We start from the raw sequence: 23,198 nt of genomic DNA, 5'->3' as shown, positions 1-23,198 counted from the left end.
AAAGTACTATGAGCACAATTCCGGCAATGGTTTGCTGGTATGAAGGGATGGCAATGCTACCTCAACATTTCCAGTTGCAGGCATTGCGCAATGAAACGCTTTGCGCAGCGCTCACCGGGTGCGCTAATCCGTGGTTTTGGGGCGTCAACCGGCTACAGATTGACGAAGCGGCGCTGTGTGCAGGAACGCTACGTATTTTGCGCCTGGAAGCAATTATGCCCGACGGCACGCCGGTCAATTATGACATTAGCGACGATTTATCACTGGAGTTTGACTGCGCCCGTTTGCTGCCTGCCGCGCCGGACAGTGAGCATATCCTCTGGCTGGCGCTGCCGCCGCTAAACCGTGCCGGACAGTGGCAGTTGATGAATAGCCGCTGTCGATCAGTCAACAGCCCCCCGCTGCCTGACCTGAGTAGCGGTGAATTTCCCGAGAGCATTTCGCAATGGCAGCCCGAACCGCGTCTGGTTTGCCAGCACGATCGCGCCGATTTCGTCTGTCTGCCGCTGCTGCAGGTTGTGTATAGCGAAGGCGGATTTCGTCAGAGCGAGTGGTTTCCCCCCTCTCCCACCGTCAACGAAGAGAGTTACCTGGCGCGCCACACCCGACAACTCTGCCTGCAGGCAAGAGAAAAAATTCTATTTCTGAGCCGGGAAATGCAGTTGGCGCAACACGGGCAGCGTACCAACGACTGGCTATGGCTTACGCTGTCGCTGCAGAGTATCCAGGGCGCATTGCCGCTGGTGGAAAGCTTGATTAGCAGCGGGCGGCCGCACCCACAGGATCTTTACCGCGCGCTGAGTCTCTTTATCGGGCAAACGGCAATACTGACTCAGGATAAAACGCTGCCCCTGCTGCCAGCTTTTGATTATCAGAACATGCTGCCCGCATTTGTATCTCTTTTCACCGTACTGAAAAACCAGTTGGCACATATTCATCGCCGCTATCAGCGGCTAAATTTCAGCAAACTGGATAACGCTTTTTCACTGCAACTTCCGCCGGATCTCCACGCCGGAGAGCAGGTGGTGATAGGTCTGCTGATGCCCGGAGGCAACGCCGCCAAAGCAGAAAAATGGTTACAAATGAGCCTTATCACCAGCCATCCCTTTGTACCCGTCCTGCGTCGTCAGCGGATGCACGGAATGACGTTCTCGCCGCTGGCTGCAGAGCAGCGCAGTGACTGGGAAATCGACGGCAATGTGGCCCTGTTTACCCTCACCCTTACCCTCCAGTGGTTCGAAAAAGGGACGCCGCTGGTTATTGCCCCATTGCATGAAACAGAGGATATGCCGCAGCAGATCATGCTCTACCGTCAGGAGGTAAGCCATGACGCCCGCGCATCCTGATATGCCTGCCAGCCGTCTGTTTGATGAGATTTACACCCGCTGGCTGGCGCAGTTCGAACGCTGGAAAAGCACTCCGCTACCGCCAGATGAGCTGCATAATCAGGCCGTTGTATATGCCAGTCAGGTGGTAGAAGAGTACAACCGACGTCTGACCCGCGAACTGGGTTCGCCATTTCAGCAGCAGATTGACGCTGCCGTTTATGCCCTGGTCGCGCTGATTGATGAGTCCGTACTCTACGGCGACTGGCCCGCGCTCTCCCTGTGGCAGTCCTGCCCGCTGGAGTATCATCTGTGGCAAACCCATAGCGCAGGGGATCAGATCCCCCGCAAGATCGCTGCCCTGCTCAATGAACGTAGCCCAGGTAAACGAGATTTAGCCGCGCTGTATTTGCGCTGCCTGACGCTGGGGTTTGGTTCCCGACGTAGCGATTTTAATCTGCAGAATCATCAGGAAACCTGCCGCCTGCTGTGGCATTTTGCCTTTCAGCGTGACGCTCAGCTCAGCGATATAGCCGAACGTATGGAATCGACCGCGCTGGGCACCCCTTTACAGCTTCCGGCGCATCGCCGCCTGCCAGACAATTCGCGCCTGCATCTTATCGCCCTCGTCATACTGTTGGCGCTATTGCTGCTGAGTCAGCGATTGTGGCTGAGTATTGAAGATGCCATTGGCGTAAATACGCTGCCAGATTTTCCGGTAACCCAGTCTTGCCAGGGAGATGATAAGTGACGCAACCCTGGCTTACGCTACTGATTATTATGCTGGTGCTATTGGCGATTACTCTCTGGTGCGTCTGGTGGCAGTGGGAATACCGAAACGATACGTTCAACCGTGCGCAAAAGGAGATCCAGCGAGCCTGCACAGGTCAGGATCCTTACGACAGTATGCGAATCCTGATGCTTGGCGATGAAGAGAATAATCGTCTGCTTTGCCGCAGTTGGTCACTCACCGACGGCCAGGAATACTGGTTCGGGCAATGGTGGTTTAATCCTCAGTGCAGCCTTCTGTGCCTGCCGCAAACGCTACAAACCGTTGGCAAAAAGCGGCTAATTCGCCAGAACGACTGGCAGAAGACGCTGTCTGCACTGGTGAAAAGCCGCCCACAGCGACCGCTGGACGCACTGATTATCACCCTTTCATTAGAGACGCTGTACGACGATGATACCGTCCGCGCCAGCTTGTTGCATAACTGTCAGCAGTTGCAGCAGGTGTGCGGACTGAGCCTGCCAATTTACCTGATCATCAGCGGCATGGAATCACAGGAAGGCACTACCTCTTTACTGGAGCTATTGCCAGAGGATGCTCGCCGCAGTCCTATTGGCAGCACGATTCCGGTCGCCAGAGAAGCCATCTGGAAACCGCAGTGGATCGACAATGCCCTGGACAATACCCGTACTTCGCTGCGGATGTTCATAACCGAGCTTGGCGCGCTGCGAGGCAACACGCCGGAGCAATTATTCCGCCTGCCAGAAAACTTCCCGCCGCTTGCCGCACCGTTGCATGACGCTTTTGACGGCCTGTTTAACAGTCATGCCCGCGATGAGCCGCCGCAGCTTCGCGGGATCTGGTTTGTTGCACGAACGATGGCGGAGGGCAAACCGCAGATGCAGTTTTGCCAGTCGCTGCTGAGCGGAAAAATTACCGCCGAGCGCGGTCTCGCGCTTCCGGTTCGCCGCCTGCTGCGCCTGAACCTGCGCCGCCATTTCATAACCCTCGCCTGCTATAGCTGCCTTTGCGTTCTCTGGCTTGCCGCCATGACCTGGAGCTGGCGATACCAGCACACCAACGCCGTACTATTGCACGATCGTCTGCAGGTCCTCGCCACAGCCGCCCGAGCCGATATCACGGGTGAGCGTTCCACCACGCTGTACTGGCGGGTTCTCAACGGCATTCCACAGTGGCAGTTTCGTTCCATCGTCTGGCCCGGCTCGCTGTTCAGCCGTACCGATACAAAATTGCGCGAGACGTTTAGCAACGTCACCCTGGTTAGCCTGCTGGTGCCCGCCACCAACAGTATCTGCCTGCAAAATCAACATGAAAGGGGCTTTGAGCAGGACGATCTGCTACCCGAAGAGCGTTACCGGCAAATTCAGCACTTGCTCACTCAGGCAAAACAAATGGAGTCGCGCTATTTGCCGTTGCTGCAATTGATGCAGATGAAGCAACCCACTGTGCAGACGTTGGCAAACGTCAGCGCCAGCGTTTGGGGCGTGACCGTTGACACCGACTCTTTGCCCTCACAGGAAAAGCTCAACGAAATGTTTGCCACGCTCAATCTCTCGCGACTGAAATTACCCGACGCCAGCGAGTTGACTCAGCGCAACAGCGTACTTTTTTCTCACGAAACCATGCGCTGGCTGGAGCAAAACTATGGCAATACCAGCCTGGATAACAACGAAGAGCAACTCGAACAACTGCTGGCGCTATTTGGCAACGGCTCCGGGGTTACCCCGTTGTTCGTCCGCTCGCTTATCCGCCAGGTCAGCCGCTTACAGGCAACGCTGACAACCATCAATAACCTGAGTCGTGACGCAACAAATTCGCCAATCAGACTGCCACTGGATGAGCTGCTCACGCAGGCACGGACCCTTAGGCTTATCGACAACGGCGTGGTTCAGGAACTGCTTCGCCACGAAACCCTACTTCGCCAACGCTTTCTGGCGCAGGTTGATGGCTCCAGGCTGCACTTCTCCTCACTAACCGAGCAATCCGCGGAAGGGCAATTCAGCGTATCGCCGGATCTTCTGGCATTACAAAAAAGCTTGCGTGATTTACTTAACCAACCCTTCTGGCAGCAGGGAGCAAGTCAGCCCACCGGGGATCCTGTCGGTTATCCTGGCAATCTGCAACTCCAGCAGGCGCAGGCGCTGTATGGCGGATTTGAGCGCTTTACACAGCAGCTTCCAGACAGCATCTGGCGACCCAAAATCACCATGCTGGCGCGACAGGCGGTGGAAAACGCCATCCGTCAGGCGCTATACGCAGGGACAGCCGGAACCCCAGACAACAGCAATGTCAGCACCGCCAGCGCGGATCAGATCATTGAGGCTTTCAACCAGCTCAATCGTCCTCAGCTTGCTATAGCATTGCGCCAACAAACCGCAGCCCAGGTGATTAGCCGGGTACGTCAGGACGGCGGCGCGTTACTTCCGTCGATTAACCCTCCGGCGGTCAATTACGCTACCACAGAACAGGCTCAGGCTAGCGGGCAGAAAATTGCCGGGTGGGCTAGCGCACAAGCAGAGCAAATCTCTGGCGTCCTGGTCCGCTATCAGCAGGATATTGACTGGCTCGACAAGCAGCGCCCATGGCTAACGGCAATGGATAACCAGCTTATCGTTCGCTGGAGTAGTTCACTGGCGGCCATGCAACGACTGCAACAACAGGATCCTGGCAGTCCGCCGATGCAGATGGCGACCCTTGCCGCCGCGCTGCCGACGCTCTCCGCACAGAACTGCCAGAGTGAATTGGCGCAGTTTCGCAGCGCGGGCAGTAACGATTTTTACGGTCAATCGCTCAACGCGCTGGTAAACGCATCATTGCAAAAATGTCAGCAATTACGCCAACAGGCCAGCATCGGCGCGGTACAGAAGATCTTCAATCTGTACAACACCTGGCTTGCAGGGCGCTTCCCCTTTACCGCCGTGCCAAACGCGCCGGATGCTGATGTCGATCGGGTGCGCGAACTGACCGTTTTGCTCACGCAACTCCCCGCCGAAACGCTATCCGAACAGCCGCCACTGATTCAGCAACTGGCAGCAGCACAACCGCTACTTTCGGCGTTGGTCAGCCCTGAAGGCGTGACGTTACGGGTTATCTGGCGCACCTCACGCAACCATGAGGCTGGCGCGGATCAGATTGCCGACTGGCGACTCGTCGGCAATCAACAATCGATCAGCTACCCCGACGGCTCAACTGACCTGCACTGGCGCAGCGGCGATAACCTGAACTTTAGCCTGCGCTGGGCAGCCAATTCCGCCTGGCGTCCAATGCCAGGCCTGTCACAGACAGGCGTAACGGTAAGCGGTGATACTGGGCGTTGGCGCTGGCAGGGAGCGTGGTCGCTGCTCAGGATGATTGAACAACAACGCGTCGGTGGCGCGTTGACGCAACCGCTGCAGCTACGCTTTTCGCTCCCCGTAGGCGATGGTCAGAAGCCATTGCAGTCGACGGTATTTTGGCAGGTCACATTGTTAGATGTCCAAAACAAAGCGCCGCTACCATGGATACCGCTCACCGAGCAGGGATTATCAGGAGGAAAATGATGGAACATATTCAGGCATTACTGGCCCCCATTCAGGCGGATAATCCGTGCGGGGACTCTATCCGTTATTCACCAGAATTCGACCAGTTGGTTGCCGCCCGCCAGCAGGATGACGAAACGCTGCCCACCGGCGTCTGGCAAAGTACGCCGCGCCGTGCCGACTGGGATGAAGTCGCCAAAATCGCCACCGTGCTGACGAAAACGCTCAGCAAAGACCTGGTCATTATGAGCTGGTTGGGCGAAGCATGGATGAGAGTTCGCGGCTTAGCGGCCCTGCCCGATGCGCTGGCATTAGTGACTCTGGCGCTGGAGCATTATCCCGAGGAATTGCATCCCCAAATTAAAGAAGGTGACTATGACTATCGCGCCGCACCGCTCAGTTGGATGGCGCAACACTACGCCACTCTGGTCGCTGAAGCCCCGCTGTTTATCGCTCATGGGGAAACCGTCTCACTGACCCAGTGGCAGCAGGGAAAATTTTCTGATGTTCCGCTGCCAGGCGCAGACGAGTCCACCATAAAATCCCTGACATCCAGCATGGCGTGGCTCACACGTCTCAATGCCGTCTGTCAGAACTGGCCTGCAGCATCTGCACCTTCATTTAATGCACTGGAACAAAAGATCAAAACCGGCCTGCAGGCGTTAGGAGGCAGCGCATTGCCGGTGCAGCCGCAATCTGTCAGCGAGGAAAGCTCCCCAACACTCAGCTATAACGCCACATTTGCCCATCGGGAGGAGGCATATCTGATGATTAAACAGGCCGCAGACTACCTGGCGCGCACCGAACCGCATAGCCCGGTACCCTATTTACTGTATCGCGCCTATGCCTGGGGGCACACGCCACTGCCGGAACTACTCAATGAGCTGATCACCAGCGACGAATCCGCTCGCCGACTGTGGCGGCAATTGGGGGTACTACCATGAGCTGTCCCGGAGTTTGTACCGGCGCATTGCTTCAGTGTTCCTTTGGCATCGCGCCAGGTACGTTGAACGTGCTGCCCACCAGCCGAACAATCGTTGGTAACATGCCGATGGCGAATATTATGGATAACAAACCGTTGGTGAACATTTTGCCGTTCGGCATGTGCAACAGCCTCGCCAACCCGACCGTTGCAGCCGCAACCGCCGCAGCGCTCGGCGTGCTGACGCCAATGCCGTGCATCCCCGCCACACCAGCCCCCTGGATGCCGGGATCACCCACAGTATTGGTGGGAAATATGCCCGCTCTCACCGCTCAGTCGCAGTTGATCTGCATGTGGGGCGGCGTGATCCAGATTAGCTTTCCTGGGCAGCTAACGACTGTTGTGGCGTGATGTTATGCCCTTGAAATTAAGGGTAACGACTGCAGGAGACTACGCTGCAAGGTAATTGCAGCGTCTTTAAAAACGGCTCACGCACTCCATGGCGACCGTTTTGAACTCGGTGAAATTCCGGCATGCGCAGAGCCGCGTCATCGCGCGTTCGCGCAGGAAAGTGACGAAAATATCGTAAATGGCCATCGCCTCTTCGTATTCGCTTTTGCTGATGGCGAGCAAGAAGATCACGTGCGCGGTTTCATCGCCCCAGGCGATACCCTGCGGGGCGAGGATGGTGTAGACCACCGTTTTTTTTGCCAGCAGGCCGAGGGCGTGCGGCAGGGCAATGCTGTCACCCAGCATGGTGCTGACGATAGCCTCACGCTCAACCACCGAATCAAGAAACTCCGCATCGACAAAGCCTTCATCCTGCAACTGGCGACATAAGACGTTGAACAATGTTTGTTGATCCATTGGCTCATCGATCACACGAAAATGGGCGGCATCGAAGAATTTGTTCAGCATCCATGGACGGGTTCTGTCGACCAGCACCAGTTTGCCAATTTGTTCCAGTTGATAATCGGTAGGGAACGGCGCAATCATCACCACAGGCTTATCTTTTTCACCCACCCGCGCGGTAGAGATGACAAAATCTTCGCTAATGCTTTCCCGCTGTTCGTAGTCGCGCAGCGTTACGGTATCGACGATCTCTATCTGCGGATACTTACGCGCCAGCACCGCTTCAATCATCCGCGCCATCGCATTTCCGGCATCGCATACCAGCAGAACCTTCGGCTGCCTCTGGTAACCAATGTTGTAACTACGTTCCAGCCCAACGCCAATATGCAGCACGAGGAAGCCAATCTCATTTTCACTGATGGTGTACGGCGTATATTTTCCCCATCCCGAGACGGCGGCCAGCGTCATGTCCCACGCCATGGGGTAGTGCTGTTTAATATTTTCCAGCAGCGGATTGGGGATCATTATCTGGTAACGCACCCGGGTGATCATCGTCTTAATATGCGTCAGCAGGTCAGCATGCAACTGTTTGTCATTCAACAGGTTGTAGTTGTACTGGCTGTTGATAAACCGCAGGATGTAATTGACCAGCGCTTCGTCATCATCCGCATTGATGGCGCTGGGGGCGATCTCTTGTACCTGGCGGGCGGCGATATGCACCTGCAGCCAGTTTTCTTCAGAAACGGAAAGCGGTTTGTCCGCCAGCCGGTGCAGTACCGTTGTGATTTCTCGCGTGGCCAGGCACACCGATTGCTCGGCTTCTTCTGCGGCAAACTCCGGGAGGGGATAACCTTCGCTAATCCGCCGGACTGCCACCGCGCAGTACAAGCGTAAAAACAGCTCGCCCTCATCGGTCAGGCGAATATGAAAACGGGCGAAAATGTCCTGCAGAACGGGTTGAAGCTGTTCAGGGATCCCGGCATTCAGCGCCTCTTGCGTCACTAACGGATGCTGCGGATCCTGCTGCGCCAGCGTCCATAGCAGATCGGTCAAACAGGCGCGAATCGCCATCTCGCTGCCGAACAGCTTCATGCCGTGACGGGGACGCGTTTCCAGCGTCAGATGATAACGTTGCAGATGCTCGCGCACCTCAGCCATATCGTTTTGCAACGTCGCACGGCTGATAAACCATTCATCAGCCAAATCTTCAAGCTTCAGCGAAAAGGCCGACGTCAGAAAACGAACCACCAGCCAGTATACCCGTTCCTGGCTGGTGCGTGGGATGCGCAGCAACGCGTCGGGCCGCTGCGTTTGCAGGGTGTGATAGCTTGCCGGATCGTCAATCTTGAGTTGATAACCGTTCCCACGGCTGAGGACAAACTGCGCGCCGTACTGGGTGAGCAGCGCGTTTAGCGCGGTGATATCCGCCCGTACGGTGCGTGTGGAAACCGACAACCGCTGCGCCAGCTCGTCCTGTGGAAGCGCTTCGTTTTGCAGCATGCCAAACAGCTGCGCTAAACGTTGGTTGGGGAATCGCACGTCAGTTTCCTCATCTTTCAGTTAGCCTACGCAGGCCCGGGTCATCGCCATCAGTTGGCGTACGTCGTCCGGGCGGGTGTTACCACTCACCTTATCAATAATCGAACTATAGATGTGAGGAATGATTTTGCTCACTCCGGCATCGAGGGCGATCTGCAGGATTTCAGAGAAATTATCCAAATCGATCCCGCCGGTTGGCTCCAGCCAGAAGTCATGACGGGCACAGGCCTGCGCAACCGCGATGTACTCGTCACGGCATTTCAGGCCGTCCATCGGGAAGTATTTAATTGAGCTACCGCCCATGTCTTTGAGCAACGCAATCGCGGTTTCTATCGGTACAATGCCGTCTGGCGTCTGGCTGCTTAGCGGACCGGTGGAGATTTTCACCCTGCCCGGGGTGCCGGTTGGCGAGACCAGGCCGTTGACCACTGTCTCCTGCTGGCCCAGCAGCGCGCGACTGGTCGCCACGCCGGTAAAGACCTGATTGACATGCTGGGGCTGCACCTGACGGGAAATTTCACTGACCATCGCCGACTGGTTTGGATCGCCCGCCCCCAGCCCCACGGAGAGCGCATTGTCGATAAGGGCCGCGTATTCACGCATATCCGCTACCGCACTTGCGACATCAGGGTAATTTTTTGACAACACGCCAACCAGAACGTGTCCTTCCGCCGCCGCGTAAATATCCCGGGCATTTTCTTTGGAGCCGGCCAGCACGTTCAGGCAGACGCGGTCGCGATAAAAGTTAGGGGTCAGTTTCATGCGTTTTTCTCCTGCGAAATCACTTCGCCAATTCGACGGGCCACAATCTCCAGCTGCGCGCGATCGACGCTGCGCACGTCGGCTTCGATAATGCCTTCATTGGCTTTGTAACCACGGAAGTAAATCGCGTATTCCCCCTGCTTCAGCGCATCAACCAGTTCGCCGGTGGCGATCCCGGTTACCGCTTCGTCAAATTTAATTTCCGTGCGCGCTATGTCACGCCCTGCGCTGTCCCACACCACGCGGGCGCTCACGCCGTGAAGCTGGTTTAACGCGTTAATGAACGGCGTCATTTTCTCGACCATCTCCGCACCGCTTTCTTTCTGCGCGTTCAGATACAGTTCAATGGCGCAGGTCAGGCCAAGAATCCCCTCTTTGCCCACCTTCATCGCCCGGCCAATTCCCGCCGTCTGGCGTTTCACCCACTCAACGTACTGGGTTTTACCTATCACCAGACCGCTGGTGGGTCCTTCAATCGCCTTCGCGCCGCTATAAATCACCAGATCCGCACCAACCCGGTAGTAGCACTGCAAATCCTCTTCCGCCGCCGCATCCACGATCAGCGGCAGATTATGCGTACGCGCAACCACCGCAGCCTGCTCCACGCTAAGCATACTTTTCTGAACGCAGTGATGAGATTTGATATACAGAATGGCCGCCGTACGGGGCGTAATAGCTGCTGCCAGCTGCGCCGCGGAACATTCGTTGGCATAACCTGCCTCCACTAACTTGCCGCCGCCAAGCGCCACCATGGTGCCCACCGGCGCGCCAAAGTTGACGTTGTGACCTCTGGGCAACACAATTTCGTTGTTCTCGATGGGCGCAACGTGCAGATTCTCCAGCAGCCAGTCGCTGTCTTTAACCAGCACGCCAGCCACCGACAGGGCGATTCCGGCCGAGGCGCAGGAGACGACGGTTGCCCCTTCCACTTCCAGCAATTTCGCGATGTAGTCACCGGTTTTATTCACCAGGTCTTTCATCTCAAAGTATTGATTCATCCCGGCCATTGCAGCCTCAACCACCTCTGGTCGCGGCGTGGAAACGCCGAGCGCCGTCATGCGGCCTGATGTGTTAATCACCTGTTTTAGGTTGTATTTCTCAAAAATCGAAGGCATGTTCCGCGCTCCCTTGTTCGGTCATATAGCCCTTGCCCGCACGTATTGCGGCAAGCGGCACCAGCAGTTGCTCAGCCTGCAGGCTGTCGTTTTCTGCATCTACCAGCACGGTTGGCTGGCGCTTAAGCGTAAAGAGGGTTAAATCGGCATCCAGACCGACCTGCAGTCGCCCCTTGTGTTTCAGGCGCAGACCATCGGCGGCATTGGCGGTAACGCACTCAATGACCTGCGGAAGCGACATCCCAATAGCGAGAAATTTCGACATCACATTCGCCAGGGAATGTACCGGGCCGCTGATACGGTTACGGCAATAAATATCGGAGCTGATGGTGTGCGGCAAAATGCCCAGGCCGATCGCGCGTTTTGCCACCGCAAAGCTCAGGCTGGCAGTGCCATGCCCAACGTCCAGACGCACGCCACGTGAAATCGCCCGCGTCACTGACGCCCGCAGCTCGCCTTGCGGCGTCAGAATGCGATTCGGCTTACCGTTGTAGCAGTGGGTAATAATGTCACCCGCGCTCAGGCGTTCAGCGATATCATCGAGATTCGGCGGGTTGTTGCCGATATGCACCATCAGCGGCAGGTTGCCGTTCTGCGCTTGCATCGCTTTGGCACGCTCCAGCGGCGTGATGCCGTTTTCACCGACTACGCTGCTGCTCATGCGCGCCTTCAGGCCGACGATAAAATCAGGGTAGCGCTTCACCGCCTGGCGCACCGCATCGGCGTCAATATTGGCCATGTTAGCCAGCTCGTTCTGGGCGATAAGCCCAACGCGGGAGATGTTCAGCAGCGCATACACTTCAGTGGCCACTTCCCGGGTCAGGGTGTAAAAATCGTCGATGTCATCCGCCCCGGTACTGCCCGCATCCACCACCGTGGTCACGCCGGTAGCAATACCAACGCTGTCCGGCTGGTCGTGGTAAATCGGGGATTTCGGGTAGCAGTGAACGTGAGAATCAATCCAGCCTGCGCTGACGTAGCACTCACCGCCCAGCTCGATAGTTTTCAGCGCCGGGCCATCAACGTCGCCCAACGCCGCGATTTTGCCGTCTTTGAGCGCAATATCGCTCAGCGTATCGTCAACGAGGCGCGCACGGCGCAGGAGTAAATCAAACATCGCTCTCTCCTTTGCCGGATGGCGGCGCAACCGCCTTATCCGGCCTACAAATCAACAGTTAGCTTATGGCAATCGGGAAGAGGGAACCGAGGATCATTGCCCCGAGGATCGCCCCGCCGGTAATCGGTTTTTGCCACAGGTAAAACAGCAGCGCGCCCACCAGAGAACCGATTCCGATAGGAATAGAAGCCGTCATCGCGCTGAGGATAATCAACGGTCCGAGGAAGCGGCCGGAGGCGTTACCAGCCCCCATCATGACGTCCGCACCGTAGGTTGAGTCGCTCTGGTTGATGGTGAACTTACGCGCCAGAATGATGATGTAGCCAATCGCCAGGCCAATCACCAGACCGGTAACCAGCGAAGCTGCGAAATTGGCGACCGGGAAGATAATGCCCGCGCCCAGTAACAGCGCCGGAACACCTAACCCGACCCCGGTCTGAATCGCCCCGCCAATGTCCAAAATCCCCACCAGCGAACCTTCAATGATGCGGGCAAACAGGAAACTTGCGCCAAATGCCGCCACCGCCCCGTAGGAGCCGGTGTCCATTCCCGCCTTCAGCATCGCCACAAAAGCCACTTCGTTAAATGCGCCAATACCGTACAGGTAGTACATGTGCGTGCCGGCAAACACGCCGGATGAGAGCAGGCCAACGAAGATCGGGAACGACCAGTCAGCGAACCAAAAACCTTTATTCTGTTCCATGATGACCTCCGTTATTTGCCGCTGAGCGAGTTGTGGATAAGTTCGAGCCAGTTAGGCACGGTCAGATGGAAGGATTCGATCATCTTCATGTCGAAGCCGCGGAAGAAGCCGCTCAGGACAAACAGCGCGACGATAGCCACCATCATCACTTTAGTTACATGGTTCCAGCCGCTCTCTTCAACACCTTTACCGATCAGAATACCGAGGACCAGCCCCGGGACGGCGTTGCCCATGATCAGCTGCGCCGCACCGCCAAAGACGGTGGCCCAGAAACCGGATTTCTTACCGGCATCAATCGCCGCCAGCCAGAAAATCACCGGCATCACGGTGTTAACCAGCAGGTTAGCCGCAGGCACCAGCACCTTGACGGCGGTAACTTGCAACGCTTCCGGTACCGATGACGCCGTGAGGTTCAGGAAGGTCACGACAATCATCCCGATAACGCCACAGGCAATCGCCATGCGCTTAGGATCGTGCAGCGTTTCACCGACGTTGCGATTTTTTATCATCAGCGCGGCGGCGCCCCAGTTGGGGATGATGCGATGGTCGACGTCCTGCGTGAACGCCCCTGCCGCAACGGAGGAAGCCCAGGCGTTAAAGAAGAAGCCCAGGCCGAACGAGAAGTGAGAAGCCGGATCCCCTTCGCAGGAATTCAGTTCTCCCAGAGTACGAAACGCGCCCATCCCTTGAGTGGTAGGCGCATGAAACATGCGTGCAGCCCCAGCGCCGACACCGACGCCAACCAGGCCGCCGATGATGAGCGATTTTATTAATATTATCAGGAACATAATTATGCCTTTTAATAAAGAATCAGCGTTGCGTAACGAAATCCACCTTGTCGAGATTGATGGCAGTCACGTTGACGGTCACGTCCAGCTCCACGCTGAAGGTGCGTCTTTCCCGGCGCAAAAAGAGGAACAGAAACGCCTCTTTGCGCACCGATTCACGCGCTTGAACAACCTGCACATCCTGTGGCTCAATACGCAGTAAGATATGCGGCGACGCTTTCATCACCGCCGCCTGAACGTGGTTCAGGGCATCGGCAAAGGCGCGCGCTTTGGCCTCGCCCTTGCCAGTGACTCTCACCGTGGTGGTGAATTGTTCTTTCATACTTAAGCGCCGTGTTTCTTTTGCCACGCCTGCACCAGGCGCTCACCGAGCTCTTCTTTGTCCATAAAGCCAAACCCCAGCACATTGCAGCCTTCGTTAATGGCGGTTACCCCTTCATCGACCGAACGCATGCCGTATTTCGCCTTGTAGCCATATTTGGTCTGTGCGGTAATCGCACCCGCGCCGCCGCTGCCACAAAACGAGATACCAAAGGTGGCGTTTTCCGCTTTCATCACGTCACCCAGCTTCATATCCGCCGCCACGCCCGGCACCACAACCGCACGACCGCCCGCTTTCTCAACGCCTGCCGCCACTTTCTGGCCTTTACCCAGACGATCGCCAATCACTACGGTAATCTGTTCCATCTTTTGCTCCTTAAAGGTTGTCTTTCGCGACTTCGAAATGCACCGACAGCAGCCAGGCCTCTTCCTCGGGAAGATTGCCAAACTCGGCGACCACGTCGCGGGCAAGCGCCATTGATTCGGCAGAAATTTCATCAAACAAGCTGGCATCGACTTCTGGTAAGGGTTCACCCGTTACCGAGCGGTGCGCCATGGCGCGAACATGCGATGTCAGCATCTGTTCCTGTACGGCGTTGGGAATAATGTGGCGTTCACGCAGCAAGGCATACACCTGCGCCAGCATGCGGTCGGCCAGTTCCACCGATTCCCCCATGTCATTCATTACAGCTCCGTTATTCACTCGTCTTACCCCACTAATGGCTCTGAGGATAAATTAGCGGTGGGGGTTAAAAGTTTGTAGCGAGTTGTTTTCCACTTCGAAGTGGAAAGGCGCGCAGCGATAGTGATCCGTGCCGCAAAAAGGGCCGTGACCACGATTTATCACTGGAAGAATGTGATTGAGATCGCAAGAGTGAGCAGAAAAATGGAAGGAAATGCGAACATTGAATGGACGATAAAAATGAAAAAATGTGATGGGGATAGCGTTTACTTATGGGAGGCAGTAGCGTGATGGCTTGTCCGGCCTACGGTTATGCAGGCCGGAAAGCGCAGATTAGCGGAACTTCTTGTGGTTTTCGTTGCGCGTGGTTTTCAGCTCTTCCGCAACGGCTTTCGCCTCTTTGACTTTACCTTCGTTAGCCAGCTTCAGCGCGCCGTCAATCTGGCCGATCAGCGTGTCAAAACCGTGACGGAAATCCTTCATCTCCGGGCTGTCCGGGGATTTGTTTTCCAGCTTCGGCGGCGTGCCTTTTTGCGCGTCCAGCGCGGCTGCGCGCATTTTGGTTAACGCATCTTTCAGTTCAGTCGCATTATCCGTTTTTTCGACGATCTTCAGGTTATCGTTGAGGATCCCCATGTCATCTTCGAGATCGGCTGCAAACGCTGAAGAGCCAAAAACCAGCGTTGAAGCCGCGACGATCGCTAACAGGTGTTTACGCATTGCTCACTTCCTTTTTTATTATTAAAAAATAAACAAACGCCAGATACCCTCAATAACTCACACAGCTTGAAGTATGACGAGTATCACTGCCCGGCGATTTTCATCTCCGGTAACAAGACCGAACCACACTGGATATTACTGCGCGTTTCAATATCGTTCCCCACGGTCACAATATTGCGCCACATCTCTTTTAAGTTACCGGCGATGGTAATTTCACTCACCGGGTACTGAATTTCGCCGTTTTCAACCCAGAAGCCCGCCGCGCCGCGCGAGTAATCGCCGGTAATGCCGCTTACGCCCTGTCCCATCAGCTCGGTAACCACCAGGCCTGTGCCCATCTCTTTGAGCAACTGCTCGAAGCTTAGACCCTGTCCTGGAATTCGCCAGTTGTGGATCCCGCCTGCATGACCGGTGCTCTTCAGCCCCAGCTTACGTGCGGAATAGTTGGTCAGCAGCCATTGGGTCAACACGCCGTCTTTAATAATGTCGCGGCGTTCGGTCCGTACGCCTTCGCTGTCGAATGGTGAAGACGCCAGCCCTTTGCGCAGGTGCGGATGTTCTTCAATGGTCAGCCATTCCGGCAGAATTTGTTTACCCAGCGAGTCGAGCAGGAAGGTGGATTTACGGTACACCGAACCACCGGCGATCGCGCCAACCAGGTGTCCGAACAGTCCAGTCGCCACTTCATTGGCGAAAATCACCGGCGCTTTCATGGTGGACAGCTTACGCGGAGACAGGCGAGATAAGGTACGGCGAGCACAATCTGCCCCCACCCATTCCGGCGTTTGCAGATCGCCCATCGCCCGGCCAATGGTGTAGGCATAATCACGCTCCATATCGCCATTTTCTTCCGCGATCACACAGCTGGAGAGAGAATGGCGCGTGGAGCAGTAGCCCTGCAACATGCCGTGGCTGTTGCCAAACACTTTGATGCCATAGTGGCTGTTAAAGCTGCCGCCTTCGGTGTTAGTGATACGCTTATCGGCCTGCAGCGCCGCCTGTTCAGCGCGGGCAGCCAGTTCGATAGCTTCGTCAGGGGACACTTCCGCCGGGTGGAACAGGTCTAGATCAGGCGCATCAAAGGCCAGCAGGTCTTTATCTGCCACGCCCGCGCACGGGTCCGGCGAAGTGTAACGTGCAATGTCCAGCGCGGCCTGCACGGTACGGGCAATCGCCTGCGGACTTAAATCGGTGGACGATGCGCTGCCCTTACGGTTCTGGTGATAAACCGTAATCCCCAACGCGCCATCGCTATTGAATTCTACGTTCTCCACTTCACCATAACGGGTGCTGACGCTAATACCCGTGGTCTTGCTTACAGCGACTTCCGCGCCATCCGACTTACCTGACGCTAATTCCAGTGCCGTCGAGACCGCTTCTTCCAGAATCTTACGCTGCGCTTCAACTTGTGAGATTACTTTCATCGCAAATGCCATAATGTAGAGAGAGTTTCTCTGAAGTCTAACAGAGAACCGTTTTTCAGTGCGCATCTTAACTGGTAACATTAGCCTCTTTTTTTAAGGAGCCTGACATGACTAAGCAGCCCGAAGACTGGCTCGACGACGTTCCCGGTGATGACATCGAAGACGAAGACGATGAAATTATCTGGGTCAGTAAAAGTGAAATAAAACGTGACGCCGAGGAGTTAAAACACCTGGGCATGGAACTGGTAAAACTGGGGAAAAACGCGCTGGATAAAATCCCGCTTGATGCGGATTTACGTGCCGCGATTGAGCTGGCCCAGCGTATTAAGATGGAAGGTCGCCGCCGTCAGCTGCAGCTGATTGGCAAAATGTTGCGCCAGCGCGATGTTGATCCTATCCGTCAGGCGCTGGATAAGCTGAAAAACCGCCACAACCAACAGGTCGTTGTCTTCCATAAGCTGGAGCAACTGCGTGACCGTATGGTTGACGGTAACGATGAAGCTATCGAAGAAGTGATGAACCTGTGGCCTGACGCCGACCGTCAGCAACTGCGTTCGCTGGTGCGTAACGCCAGGAAAGAAAAAGCGGGCAACAAGCCGCCAAAATCTTCCCGCCAGATCTTCCAGTATCTGCGCGAACTGGCGGAAAACGAAGCCTAACCTCTTCGTCTGCCGAAAGTGCCGGATGGCGGTGCAAATACCTTATCCGGCCTACGATCCTTTGTAGGCCCGGTAAGCGTAGCGCCACCGGGCATTTTTTTACTCTTCTTCTGCCTGAGCTTTCTTCGCCAGACCATCCAGCAGTTTTTGATGGATGCCGCCAAATCCGCCGTTGCTCATCACCAGAATGTGATCGCCAGGCTGTGCGGTTTTCACCACCATATCTGCCAGTGCATCCACATCGCCACTCCAGTGTGCCGGCTGAACGCAGGCTTCAGCGACTTCTGCTACCTGCCAGGGAATGTGCGGCGGTTGCAGCAGGAACACTTCGTCCGCACGCCCTAACGACGGCGCGAGGTCATCTTTGCACAGCCCCATTTTCATGGTGTTCGAGCGAGGTTCCAGCACCGCGATGATGCGCGCCGTGCCACCCACTTTACCGCGCAGCGCCGCAAGCGTTGCCAGAATGGCCGTCGGGTGATGGGCAAAATCGTCATACACCGTCACGCCATTGGCTTCGCCGCGAAGCTCAAGACGACGACGGGCGTTGATGAACGAGCCCAGCGCATTGGCCGCATCCGCAGGCACAACGCCAACATGACGCGCGGCTGCAATCGCCATCAAACCGTTGTGCATGTTGTGCTCGCCCACAAGGCCCCACTTCACTTCGCCGACTTTTTCACCGTCCAGCCACACTTCCCACTCGGAGGCATCGGTAGTGAGCTTTTTCGCCTGCCAGTGACCTTGTTCGCCCACCAGCTCTTGTTCGCTCCAGCAGCCCATCGCCATCGTCTGTTTCAGATTGATGTCGTTTTCCGGGTAGATGATGCGTCCCTGGCCCGGCACGATGCGCACCAGGTGATGGAACTGTTTCTGAATAGCTTTCAGATCGTCAAAGATGTCCGCGTGATCGAACTCAAGATTGTTGAGGATCAGCGTGCGCGGGCAGTAATGCACGAATTTAGAACGCTTATCGAAGAACGCGCAGTCGTACTCATCCGCTTCAATCACGAAGAAGTCGCTTTCGCCGAGGCGCGCGGAAACCTCAAAGTTGCCCGGAACGCCGCCGATCACAAAGCCAGGCTTATAGCCGCACGCTTCGAGGATCCAGGTCGCCATTCCTGCGGTGGTGGTTTTGCCGTGCGTCCCCGCAACCGCCAGAACCCAGCGATCGCGCAATACAAAGTCATGCAGCCACTGCGGGCCAGACATGTACGGAATGTTCTTTTCCAGCACCGCTTCCACGCACGGATTACCACGGGTCATGGCATTACCGATGATCACCAGGTCCGGCTGCGGGTCGAGCTGGCTGGCGTCATAACCCTGAATTAAATCAATGCCTTGCTTCTCAAGTAAGGTACTCATCGGCGGATACACATTGGCGTCCGAACCGGTTACTTCATGACCGAGCGAGCGCGCCAGCATCGCCAGACCGCCCATGAAAGTGCCACAAATTCCCAAAATATGAATGCGCATACGTCACTATCCTTTTTTAATCTGGGGGCCATTTTACGCACATGTCCGGCAAGTGAGAAACGCATTTCAGGATATTCCGTAGTTTGCTGGCGCGATTCACCTAAGCGCAACAATGGAAATATTTGTTAATATTGTTGCGGTCGCTTTACTCCACATAAATTGCAGGGAAAGTGTTATGAAAACGTTAGGTGAATTTATTGTCGAAAAGCAGCACGAGTTTTCTCATGCTACCGGTGAACTCACTGCTTTGTTGTCGGCAATAAAGCTGGGCGCCAAGATCATCCACCGCGATATCAACAAGGCCGGTCTGGTCGATATCCTGGGTGCCAGCGGTGCTGAGAACGTGCAGGGAGAGGTTCAGCAAAAACTCGATCTGTTCGCGAACGAAAAACTGAAAGCTGCACTGAAGGCGCGCGACATTGTGGCGGGCATTGCCTCGGAAGAAGAAGATGAAATCGTCGTCTTCGAAGGCTGTGAACACGCAAAATATGTTGTGCTGATGGATCCGCTGGATGGCTCATCCAACATCGATGTTAACGTCTCTGTGGGTACGATTTTCTCTATTTATCGCCGCGTAACCCCAGTCGGCACGCCGGTCACGGAAGAGGATTTCCTGCAGCCGGGCAACAAGCAGGTTGCTGCGGGCTACGTTGTTTATGGTTCTTCCACCATGCTGGTGTATACCACCGGCTGTGGTGTACACGCCTTCACCTACGATCCTTCTCTGGGCGTATTCTGCCTCAGCCAGGAACGTATGCGCTTCCCGGCGAAAGGCAGCACGTACTCCATTAACGAAGGCAACTACATCAAATTCCCGAACGGCGTGAAGAAGTACATTAAATTCTGTCAGGAAGAAGATAAGTCAACCCAGCGCCCGTACACCTCGCGCTACATTGGCTCTCTGGTTGCGGATTTCCATCGCAATCTGCTCAAAGGCGGGATCTACCTGTACCCAAGCACCGCCAGCCACCCGCAAGGCAAGCTGCGTCTGCTGTACGAATGCAACCCGATGGCCTTCCTGGCCGAGCAGGCGGGCGGCAAAGCCAGCGATGGTAAAGAACGCATTCTGGATATCACCCCGGAAAGCCTGCACCAGCGCCGCTCCTTCTTCGTGGGTAACGACCACATGGTTGAAGATGTAGAACGCTTTATCCGCGAGTTCCCGGACGCGTAAACGCCATATCCCGGTCTACTGCACGTTGTAGGCCGGATAAGCGAAGCGCCATCCGGCACGATGCGGTGATATTGCCGGATGGCGGCGTAAACGCCTTTATCCGGCCTACAAAATCCATCGTTCGGTTAGGCTGTTTGTAGTTTAAATACGGCCATGGCTTCGATTAGCGCTGAAGACTGTTCTTCCAGCGAACGGGTAGCCGCAGAAGACTGCTGTACCAGCGCCGCATTTTGCTGCGCCGTTTCATCCATCTGAATTACCGCAATATTTACCTGCTCAATACCGCGACTCTGTTCCTGGGAGGCGCTGGCAATTTCACGCATCAGTTTGGTCATGCGCATCACTTCATTGGCGATCTCATCCATGGTTTCCCCCGCCTGCTGCGCCAGCTCGCTGCCTTCCCCCACGTGGGTGTGCGAATCGCTGATTAACGTGCGGATCTCTTTGGCCGCCTCGGCGCTGCGGCTGGCCAGATTACGCACTTCACCAGCGACGACCGCAAAGCCCCGCCCCTGCTCACCGGCGCGCGCCGCTTCAACGGAAGCATTGAGCGCCAGGATATTGGTCTGGAAAGCAATACCGTCGATTACGCTGAGGATGTCGGCGATTCGGCTGGAACTACCGGAAATATCGCGCATTTTCTCGATCACATAACACACCATTTCGCTACCGCGATCGGCGGTATCCGACACCGATTTTGCCAGCTGATGCGCCTGTTCCGCGTTCTGCGCATTCTGTTTCACGGTCGCCGTGAGTTCTTCCATACTGGCGGCGGTTTGCTCCAGCGAAGTGGCTGTCGATTCAGTGCGTTGTGCCAGATGCTGGTTCCCGGCCGTCAGTTCACGACTGCCAATATCAATTTGCGAGCTGGCATCACGTACGCGTTGTACCGAGTCGCCCAGCGCATGGCGCATTTCATCCATCGCTGCGTTCAGGCGGTTGAATTCGGCGCTGGCCGACAGCGCAGCAACCGACGATAAATCTCCCGTCGCCAGACGTTCCAGTTGCTCAACTATGTTATCCAGCGGTTTGAGGAACTTATTTCGCAGCATAAACCAAATAACCGCCAGCAATGCGATAGCCGCCAGCATCGCTGCGCTCATAATACCGTGGTAAATCAATGAAGTAATGATACGAGTAGAGGCATATAGCCCCATTCCGCCGGTCAGTAACAGAAGGAACGTCAGCAGAGACAATAACACCAACAAACTTGATCGAATTGAAAGGGATTTTGGCATTGTTATATTTCCGGTTGTAGGGTTAAAACAGACCTGTACAGAACCTATCGACTACAACCGGAAAAAGTTTAGATATTTAAATGTTTTGTGAAAAATCAGGATGTTACTTTGGTGTTGCCGTCGTACCTACTCGGGTAACTGGCGAGCTTTGACGATTTTCCCAAAGCACCGTCAGGCCGCGCTGTAAGGCAATAAAAATAAACAACAAAATACCAATCGCGATCTTCGTCCACCAGGAACTTAATGTGCCGTCAAAATTAATGTAGGTCTGAATCAGTCCTTGAATGGCGACGCCAAACAACGTGCCTAATACCGTCCCGACCCCGCCGCTCAGCAGCGTTCCGCCAATCACCACCGAGGCAATCGCATCCAGCTCGACGCCAACGCCCGCCAGCGCATAGCCCGCCTGGGTATAAATGGAAAAAACAATGCCGGCAAGTGTGGCAAGCCCGGTAGACAGCATATAGATACGAATGGTGGTGCTGCGGGTTGAGATGCCCATCAGGTTGGCAGAGGTGGCGTTGCCGCCAATCGCGTAAACCTGATTACCAAAGCGCGTACGGTGCGCCAGGAATATGCCGATGACGACAACCGCCAGCATCAGCAATCCCATCGCGCTCAGGCGACCACCGCCGGGAATTTTCCATGCCAGGCTTGAGAGCGTGTCATAAACCGGATGGTTAATCGGGATGGATTCTTCTGAGACCAGATAACTGACGCCGCGCAGGAAGAACATTCCCGCCAGAGTAATGATGAATGCTGGGATCTTCAGCGCATCAATCAGTAACCCCATAAACGCGCCAAACGCGCAGCCCATCAGCAAAACCAAAGGGAACGCCAGCAGCGGGGAAATGCCCCAGTAGCCGATGGCTTTCGCCAGAAATACGCCGGTAAACGCGATCACCGAGCCAACGGAAAGGTCGATCCCGCCAGAGAGAATCACGAAGGTCATGCCGACGGCGATAATGCCTAAAAAAGCGTTATCGGTCAGAATATTGCAGATTACCCGGGTGGAAGCAAAAGCGGGAAACTGCGTCAGGCAGTAAAGGTAGCCCAGCACAAACACGCCGAGGGTGATCATCAGCGGTAAATTACGTTTTATCATGACCACGCACTCCTTTTATCAGGCTGATAAAGCGTTGTGATTGCACAATCAGCACACACAACACCACCACGGCTTTGACCACCTGATTCAGTTCCGGCTGGAAGCCCGACAGTAAAATCCCGGTGTTCATGCCCTGAATAATCAACGCGCCGATCACCGACAGCAGCAGGTTAAAGCGCCCGCCCATCAGCGAGCCGCCGCCGATAACCACCGCGAGAATGGCATCCAGCTCCAGCCACAATCCGGCGTTATTGGCGTCTGCCCCGCGGATATCCGCCGTGACGATAATGCCAGCGATAGCCGCGCACAGGCCGCTCAGCACATAGGTGAGCATCACGATAATACGAGTGTTCACCCCGGCATTTTTTGCCGCACGAATGTTGATGCCCACCGCTTCTATAAACATACCCAGCGCCGTTTTCCGCGTCAGCAGCCAGAACACCACCAGCGTGAGCAGTGCAATAATTACCGGCGTGGGGAACAGTAACAGCGAGCCGCTGCCAAACCATGAAAGTTCTGGCGAGTTGAAGGTGACGATCTGCCCGGAAGTGATGAGCTGCGCCACTCCACGCCCGGCCACCATCAGAATAAGCGTAGCGACGAAGGGTTGGATCTTGAGGATGGCCACCAGAATTCCGTTCCACAATCCCGCCAGAATGCCGGAGCCTAAGGCGGCCAGCAGCACCACAGGTAGACTGTGCCCGGCCACCGTCATCGCCGCAGTCGTCGCGCCGGCAATAGCCATGACGGCGCCCACGGAAAGGTCGATACCGCCGGTGGCAATCACCAGCGTCATACCAATCGCCAACAGCGCCACGGGCGCGGCGCGGTTGAGAATATCAATCGGGCTGCCGAACAGCCGACCATCCTGCAAAATCACCTGGTAGAAGTGCGGCGCGACCAGGCTATCCACCAGCAGCACCAGCAGCAACGCCACCAGTTGCGGCATCCCCTTTGGCCAACGGAACCGCCGTTTAGGTGGATTGGATTGAGGGAGAGATTGAGGCATC

General features: G+C 55.7%; 22 protein-coding genes. 7 read left to right on the top strand and 15 right to left on the bottom strand.

The window, feature by feature from the left end:
* Positions 1 to 8: 8 nt before the first annotated feature.
* From tssK to LA337_02010, 5 genes are read left to right on the top strand one after another with little or no spacing between them, the layout of a single operon-like run.
* Complete coding sequence (tssK, locus tag LA337_02030) at positions 9 to 1,346, top strand: type VI secretion system baseplate subunit TssK (GenBank protein UBI16503.1); 1,338 nt, start codon at positions 9 to 11, stop codon at positions 1,344 to 1,346.
* Positions 1,327 to 2,076 carry a DotU family type IV/VI secretion system protein gene (locus LA337_02025; protein ID UBI16502.1) on the top strand — a complete coding sequence of 250 codons (750 nt, stop codon included), beginning with the start codon at positions 1,327 to 1,329 and terminating at the stop codon, positions 2,074 to 2,076. The genes tssK and LA337_02025 overlap by 20 nt, the downstream gene beginning before the upstream one ends.
* Entirely contained in the window at positions 2,073 to 5,612 is a 3,540-nt protein-coding gene (locus tag LA337_02020) for a hypothetical protein (protein UBI16501.1), read from the top strand. Before LA337_02025 ends, LA337_02020 begins: the two co-directional genes overlap by 4 nt.
* Entirely contained in the window at positions 5,609 to 6,535 is a 927-nt protein-coding gene (locus tag LA337_02015; GenBank protein UBI16500.1) for a type VI secretion system ImpA family N-terminal domain-containing protein, read from the top strand. The genes LA337_02020 and LA337_02015 overlap by 4 nt, the downstream gene beginning before the upstream one ends.
* Positions 6,532 to 6,924, top strand: coding sequence for a DUF4280 domain-containing protein (locus tag LA337_02010; GenBank protein UBI16499.1), 393 nt, complete (start codon positions 6,532 to 6,534; stop codon positions 6,922 to 6,924). Before LA337_02015 ends, LA337_02010 begins: the two co-directional genes overlap by 4 nt.
* A gap of 66 nt (positions 6,925 to 6,990) precedes the next feature.
* Here LA337_02010 and LA337_02005 read toward each other — a convergent pair whose 3' ends face one another.
* From LA337_02005 to pmbA, 11 genes are all read right to left on the bottom strand, one after another.
* The gene (locus LA337_02005) at positions 6,991 to 8,904 is read right to left on the bottom strand and encodes a BglG family transcription antiterminator (protein ID UBI16498.1); all 1,914 of its coding nucleotides are present in this window, start codon (positions 8,902 to 8,904) and stop codon (positions 6,991 to 6,993) included.
* A gap of 21 nt (positions 8,905 to 8,925) precedes the next feature.
* Positions 8,926 to 9,666, bottom strand: a complete 741-nt coding sequence (locus tag LA337_02000; GenBank protein ID UBI16497.1) for a KDGP aldolase family protein — start codon at positions 9,664 to 9,666, stop codon at positions 8,926 to 8,928.
* Positions 9,663 to 10,781 carry a DgaE family pyridoxal phosphate-dependent ammonia lyase gene (locus tag LA337_01995; protein UBI16496.1) on the bottom strand — a complete coding sequence of 373 codons (1,119 nt, stop codon included), beginning with the start codon at positions 10,779 to 10,781 and terminating at the stop codon, positions 9,663 to 9,665. The genes LA337_02000 and LA337_01995 overlap by 4 nt, the downstream gene beginning before the upstream one ends.
* Positions 10,765 to 11,898, bottom strand: coding sequence for an amidohydrolase/deacetylase family metallohydrolase (locus LA337_01990; protein UBI16495.1), 1,134 nt, complete (start codon positions 11,896 to 11,898; stop codon positions 10,765 to 10,767). The genes LA337_01995 and LA337_01990 overlap by 17 nt, the downstream gene beginning before the upstream one ends.
* 58 nt (positions 11,899 to 11,956) lie before the next feature.
* Entirely contained in the window at positions 11,957 to 12,601 is a 645-nt protein-coding gene (locus tag LA337_01985; protein UBI16494.1) for a DUF4310 family protein, read from the bottom strand.
* A gap of 11 nt (positions 12,602 to 12,612) precedes the next feature.
* Positions 12,613 to 13,389: a DUF4311 domain-containing protein gene (locus LA337_01980; GenBank protein ID UBI16493.1), complete on the bottom strand. Its 777-nt coding sequence runs from the start codon at positions 13,387 to 13,389 to the stop codon at positions 12,613 to 12,615.
* Positions 13,390 to 13,411: 22 nt separating this feature from the next.
* Entirely contained in the window at positions 13,412 to 13,711 is a 300-nt protein-coding gene (locus LA337_01975; protein ID UBI16492.1) for a DUF4312 family protein, read from the bottom strand.
* Positions 13,712 to 13,713: 2 nt separating this feature from the next.
* Positions 13,714 to 14,076: a hypothetical protein gene (locus LA337_01970; protein UBI16491.1), complete on the bottom strand. Its 363-nt coding sequence runs from the start codon at positions 14,074 to 14,076 to the stop codon at positions 13,714 to 13,716.
* 10 nt (positions 14,077 to 14,086) lie between these two features.
* Positions 14,087 to 14,395 carry a glycine dehydrogenase gene (locus LA337_01965; protein UBI16490.1) on the bottom strand — a complete coding sequence of 103 codons (309 nt, stop codon included), beginning with the start codon at positions 14,393 to 14,395 and terminating at the stop codon, positions 14,087 to 14,089.
* Positions 14,396 to 14,725: 330 nt separating this feature from the next.
* Positions 14,726 to 15,112 carry a cytochrome b562 gene (gene cybC, locus LA337_01960; protein ID UBI16489.1) on the bottom strand — a complete coding sequence of 129 codons (387 nt, stop codon included), beginning with the start codon at positions 15,110 to 15,112 and terminating at the stop codon, positions 14,726 to 14,728.
* Positions 15,113 to 15,195: 83 nt separating this feature from the next.
* Complete coding sequence (gene pmbA / locus LA337_01955) at positions 15,196 to 16,548, bottom strand: metalloprotease PmbA (GenBank protein UBI16488.1); 1,353 nt, start codon at positions 16,546 to 16,548, stop codon at positions 15,196 to 15,198.
* Positions 16,549 to 16,643: 95 nt separating this feature from the next.
* On the opposite strand from pmbA, the gene LA337_01950 reads away from it, so the two are divergent.
* Positions 16,644 to 17,195: a ribosome-associated protein gene (locus LA337_01950; GenBank protein UBI16487.1), complete on the top strand. Its 552-nt coding sequence runs from the start codon at positions 16,644 to 16,646 to the stop codon at positions 17,193 to 17,195.
* Between the two features lie 99 nt (positions 17,196 to 17,294).
* Here the strand turns inward: LA337_01950 and mpl are convergent, their stop codons facing one another.
* Positions 17,295 to 18,671: a UDP-N-acetylmuramate:L-alanyl-gamma-D-glutamyl-meso-diaminopimelate ligase gene (gene mpl, locus LA337_01945; protein ID UBI16486.1), complete on the bottom strand. Its 1,377-nt coding sequence runs from the start codon at positions 18,669 to 18,671 to the stop codon at positions 17,295 to 17,297.
* Positions 18,672 to 18,846: 175 nt separating this feature from the next.
* On the opposite strand from mpl, the gene fbp reads away from it, so the two are divergent.
* Complete coding sequence (gene fbp, locus LA337_01940; protein ID UBI16485.1) at positions 18,847 to 19,845, top strand: class 1 fructose-bisphosphatase; 999 nt, start codon at positions 18,847 to 18,849, stop codon at positions 19,843 to 19,845.
* A gap of 125 nt (positions 19,846 to 19,970) precedes the next feature.
* Here the strand turns inward: fbp and LA337_01935 are convergent, their stop codons facing one another.
* The 3 genes from LA337_01935 to LA337_01925 all read right to left on the bottom strand — a co-directional run bounded on the left by LA337_01935 (position 19,971) and on the right by LA337_01925 (position 23,197).
* Positions 19,971 to 21,083 carry a methyl-accepting chemotaxis protein gene (locus tag LA337_01935; GenBank protein UBI16484.1) on the bottom strand — a complete coding sequence of 371 codons (1,113 nt, stop codon included), beginning with the start codon at positions 21,081 to 21,083 and terminating at the stop codon, positions 19,971 to 19,973.
* A gap of 103 nt (positions 21,084 to 21,186) precedes the next feature.
* Positions 21,187 to 22,188: a sugar ABC transporter permease YjfF gene (gene yjfF / locus LA337_01930; protein ID UBI16483.1), complete on the bottom strand. Its 1,002-nt coding sequence runs from the start codon at positions 22,186 to 22,188 to the stop codon at positions 21,187 to 21,189.
* Positions 22,175 to 23,197, bottom strand: coding sequence for an ABC transporter permease (locus LA337_01925; GenBank protein ID UBI16482.1), 1,023 nt, complete (start codon positions 23,195 to 23,197; stop codon positions 22,175 to 22,177). The genes yjfF and LA337_01925 overlap by 14 nt, the downstream gene beginning before the upstream one ends.
* Position 23,198: the final 1 nt, after the last annotated feature.

This window comes from Citrobacter europaeus (assembly GCA_020099315.1).
Lineage (GTDB): Bacteria > Pseudomonadota > Gammaproteobacteria > Enterobacterales > Enterobacteriaceae > Citrobacter > Citrobacter europaeus.
This window is presented reverse-complemented; position numbering and strand designations above follow the sequence as displayed.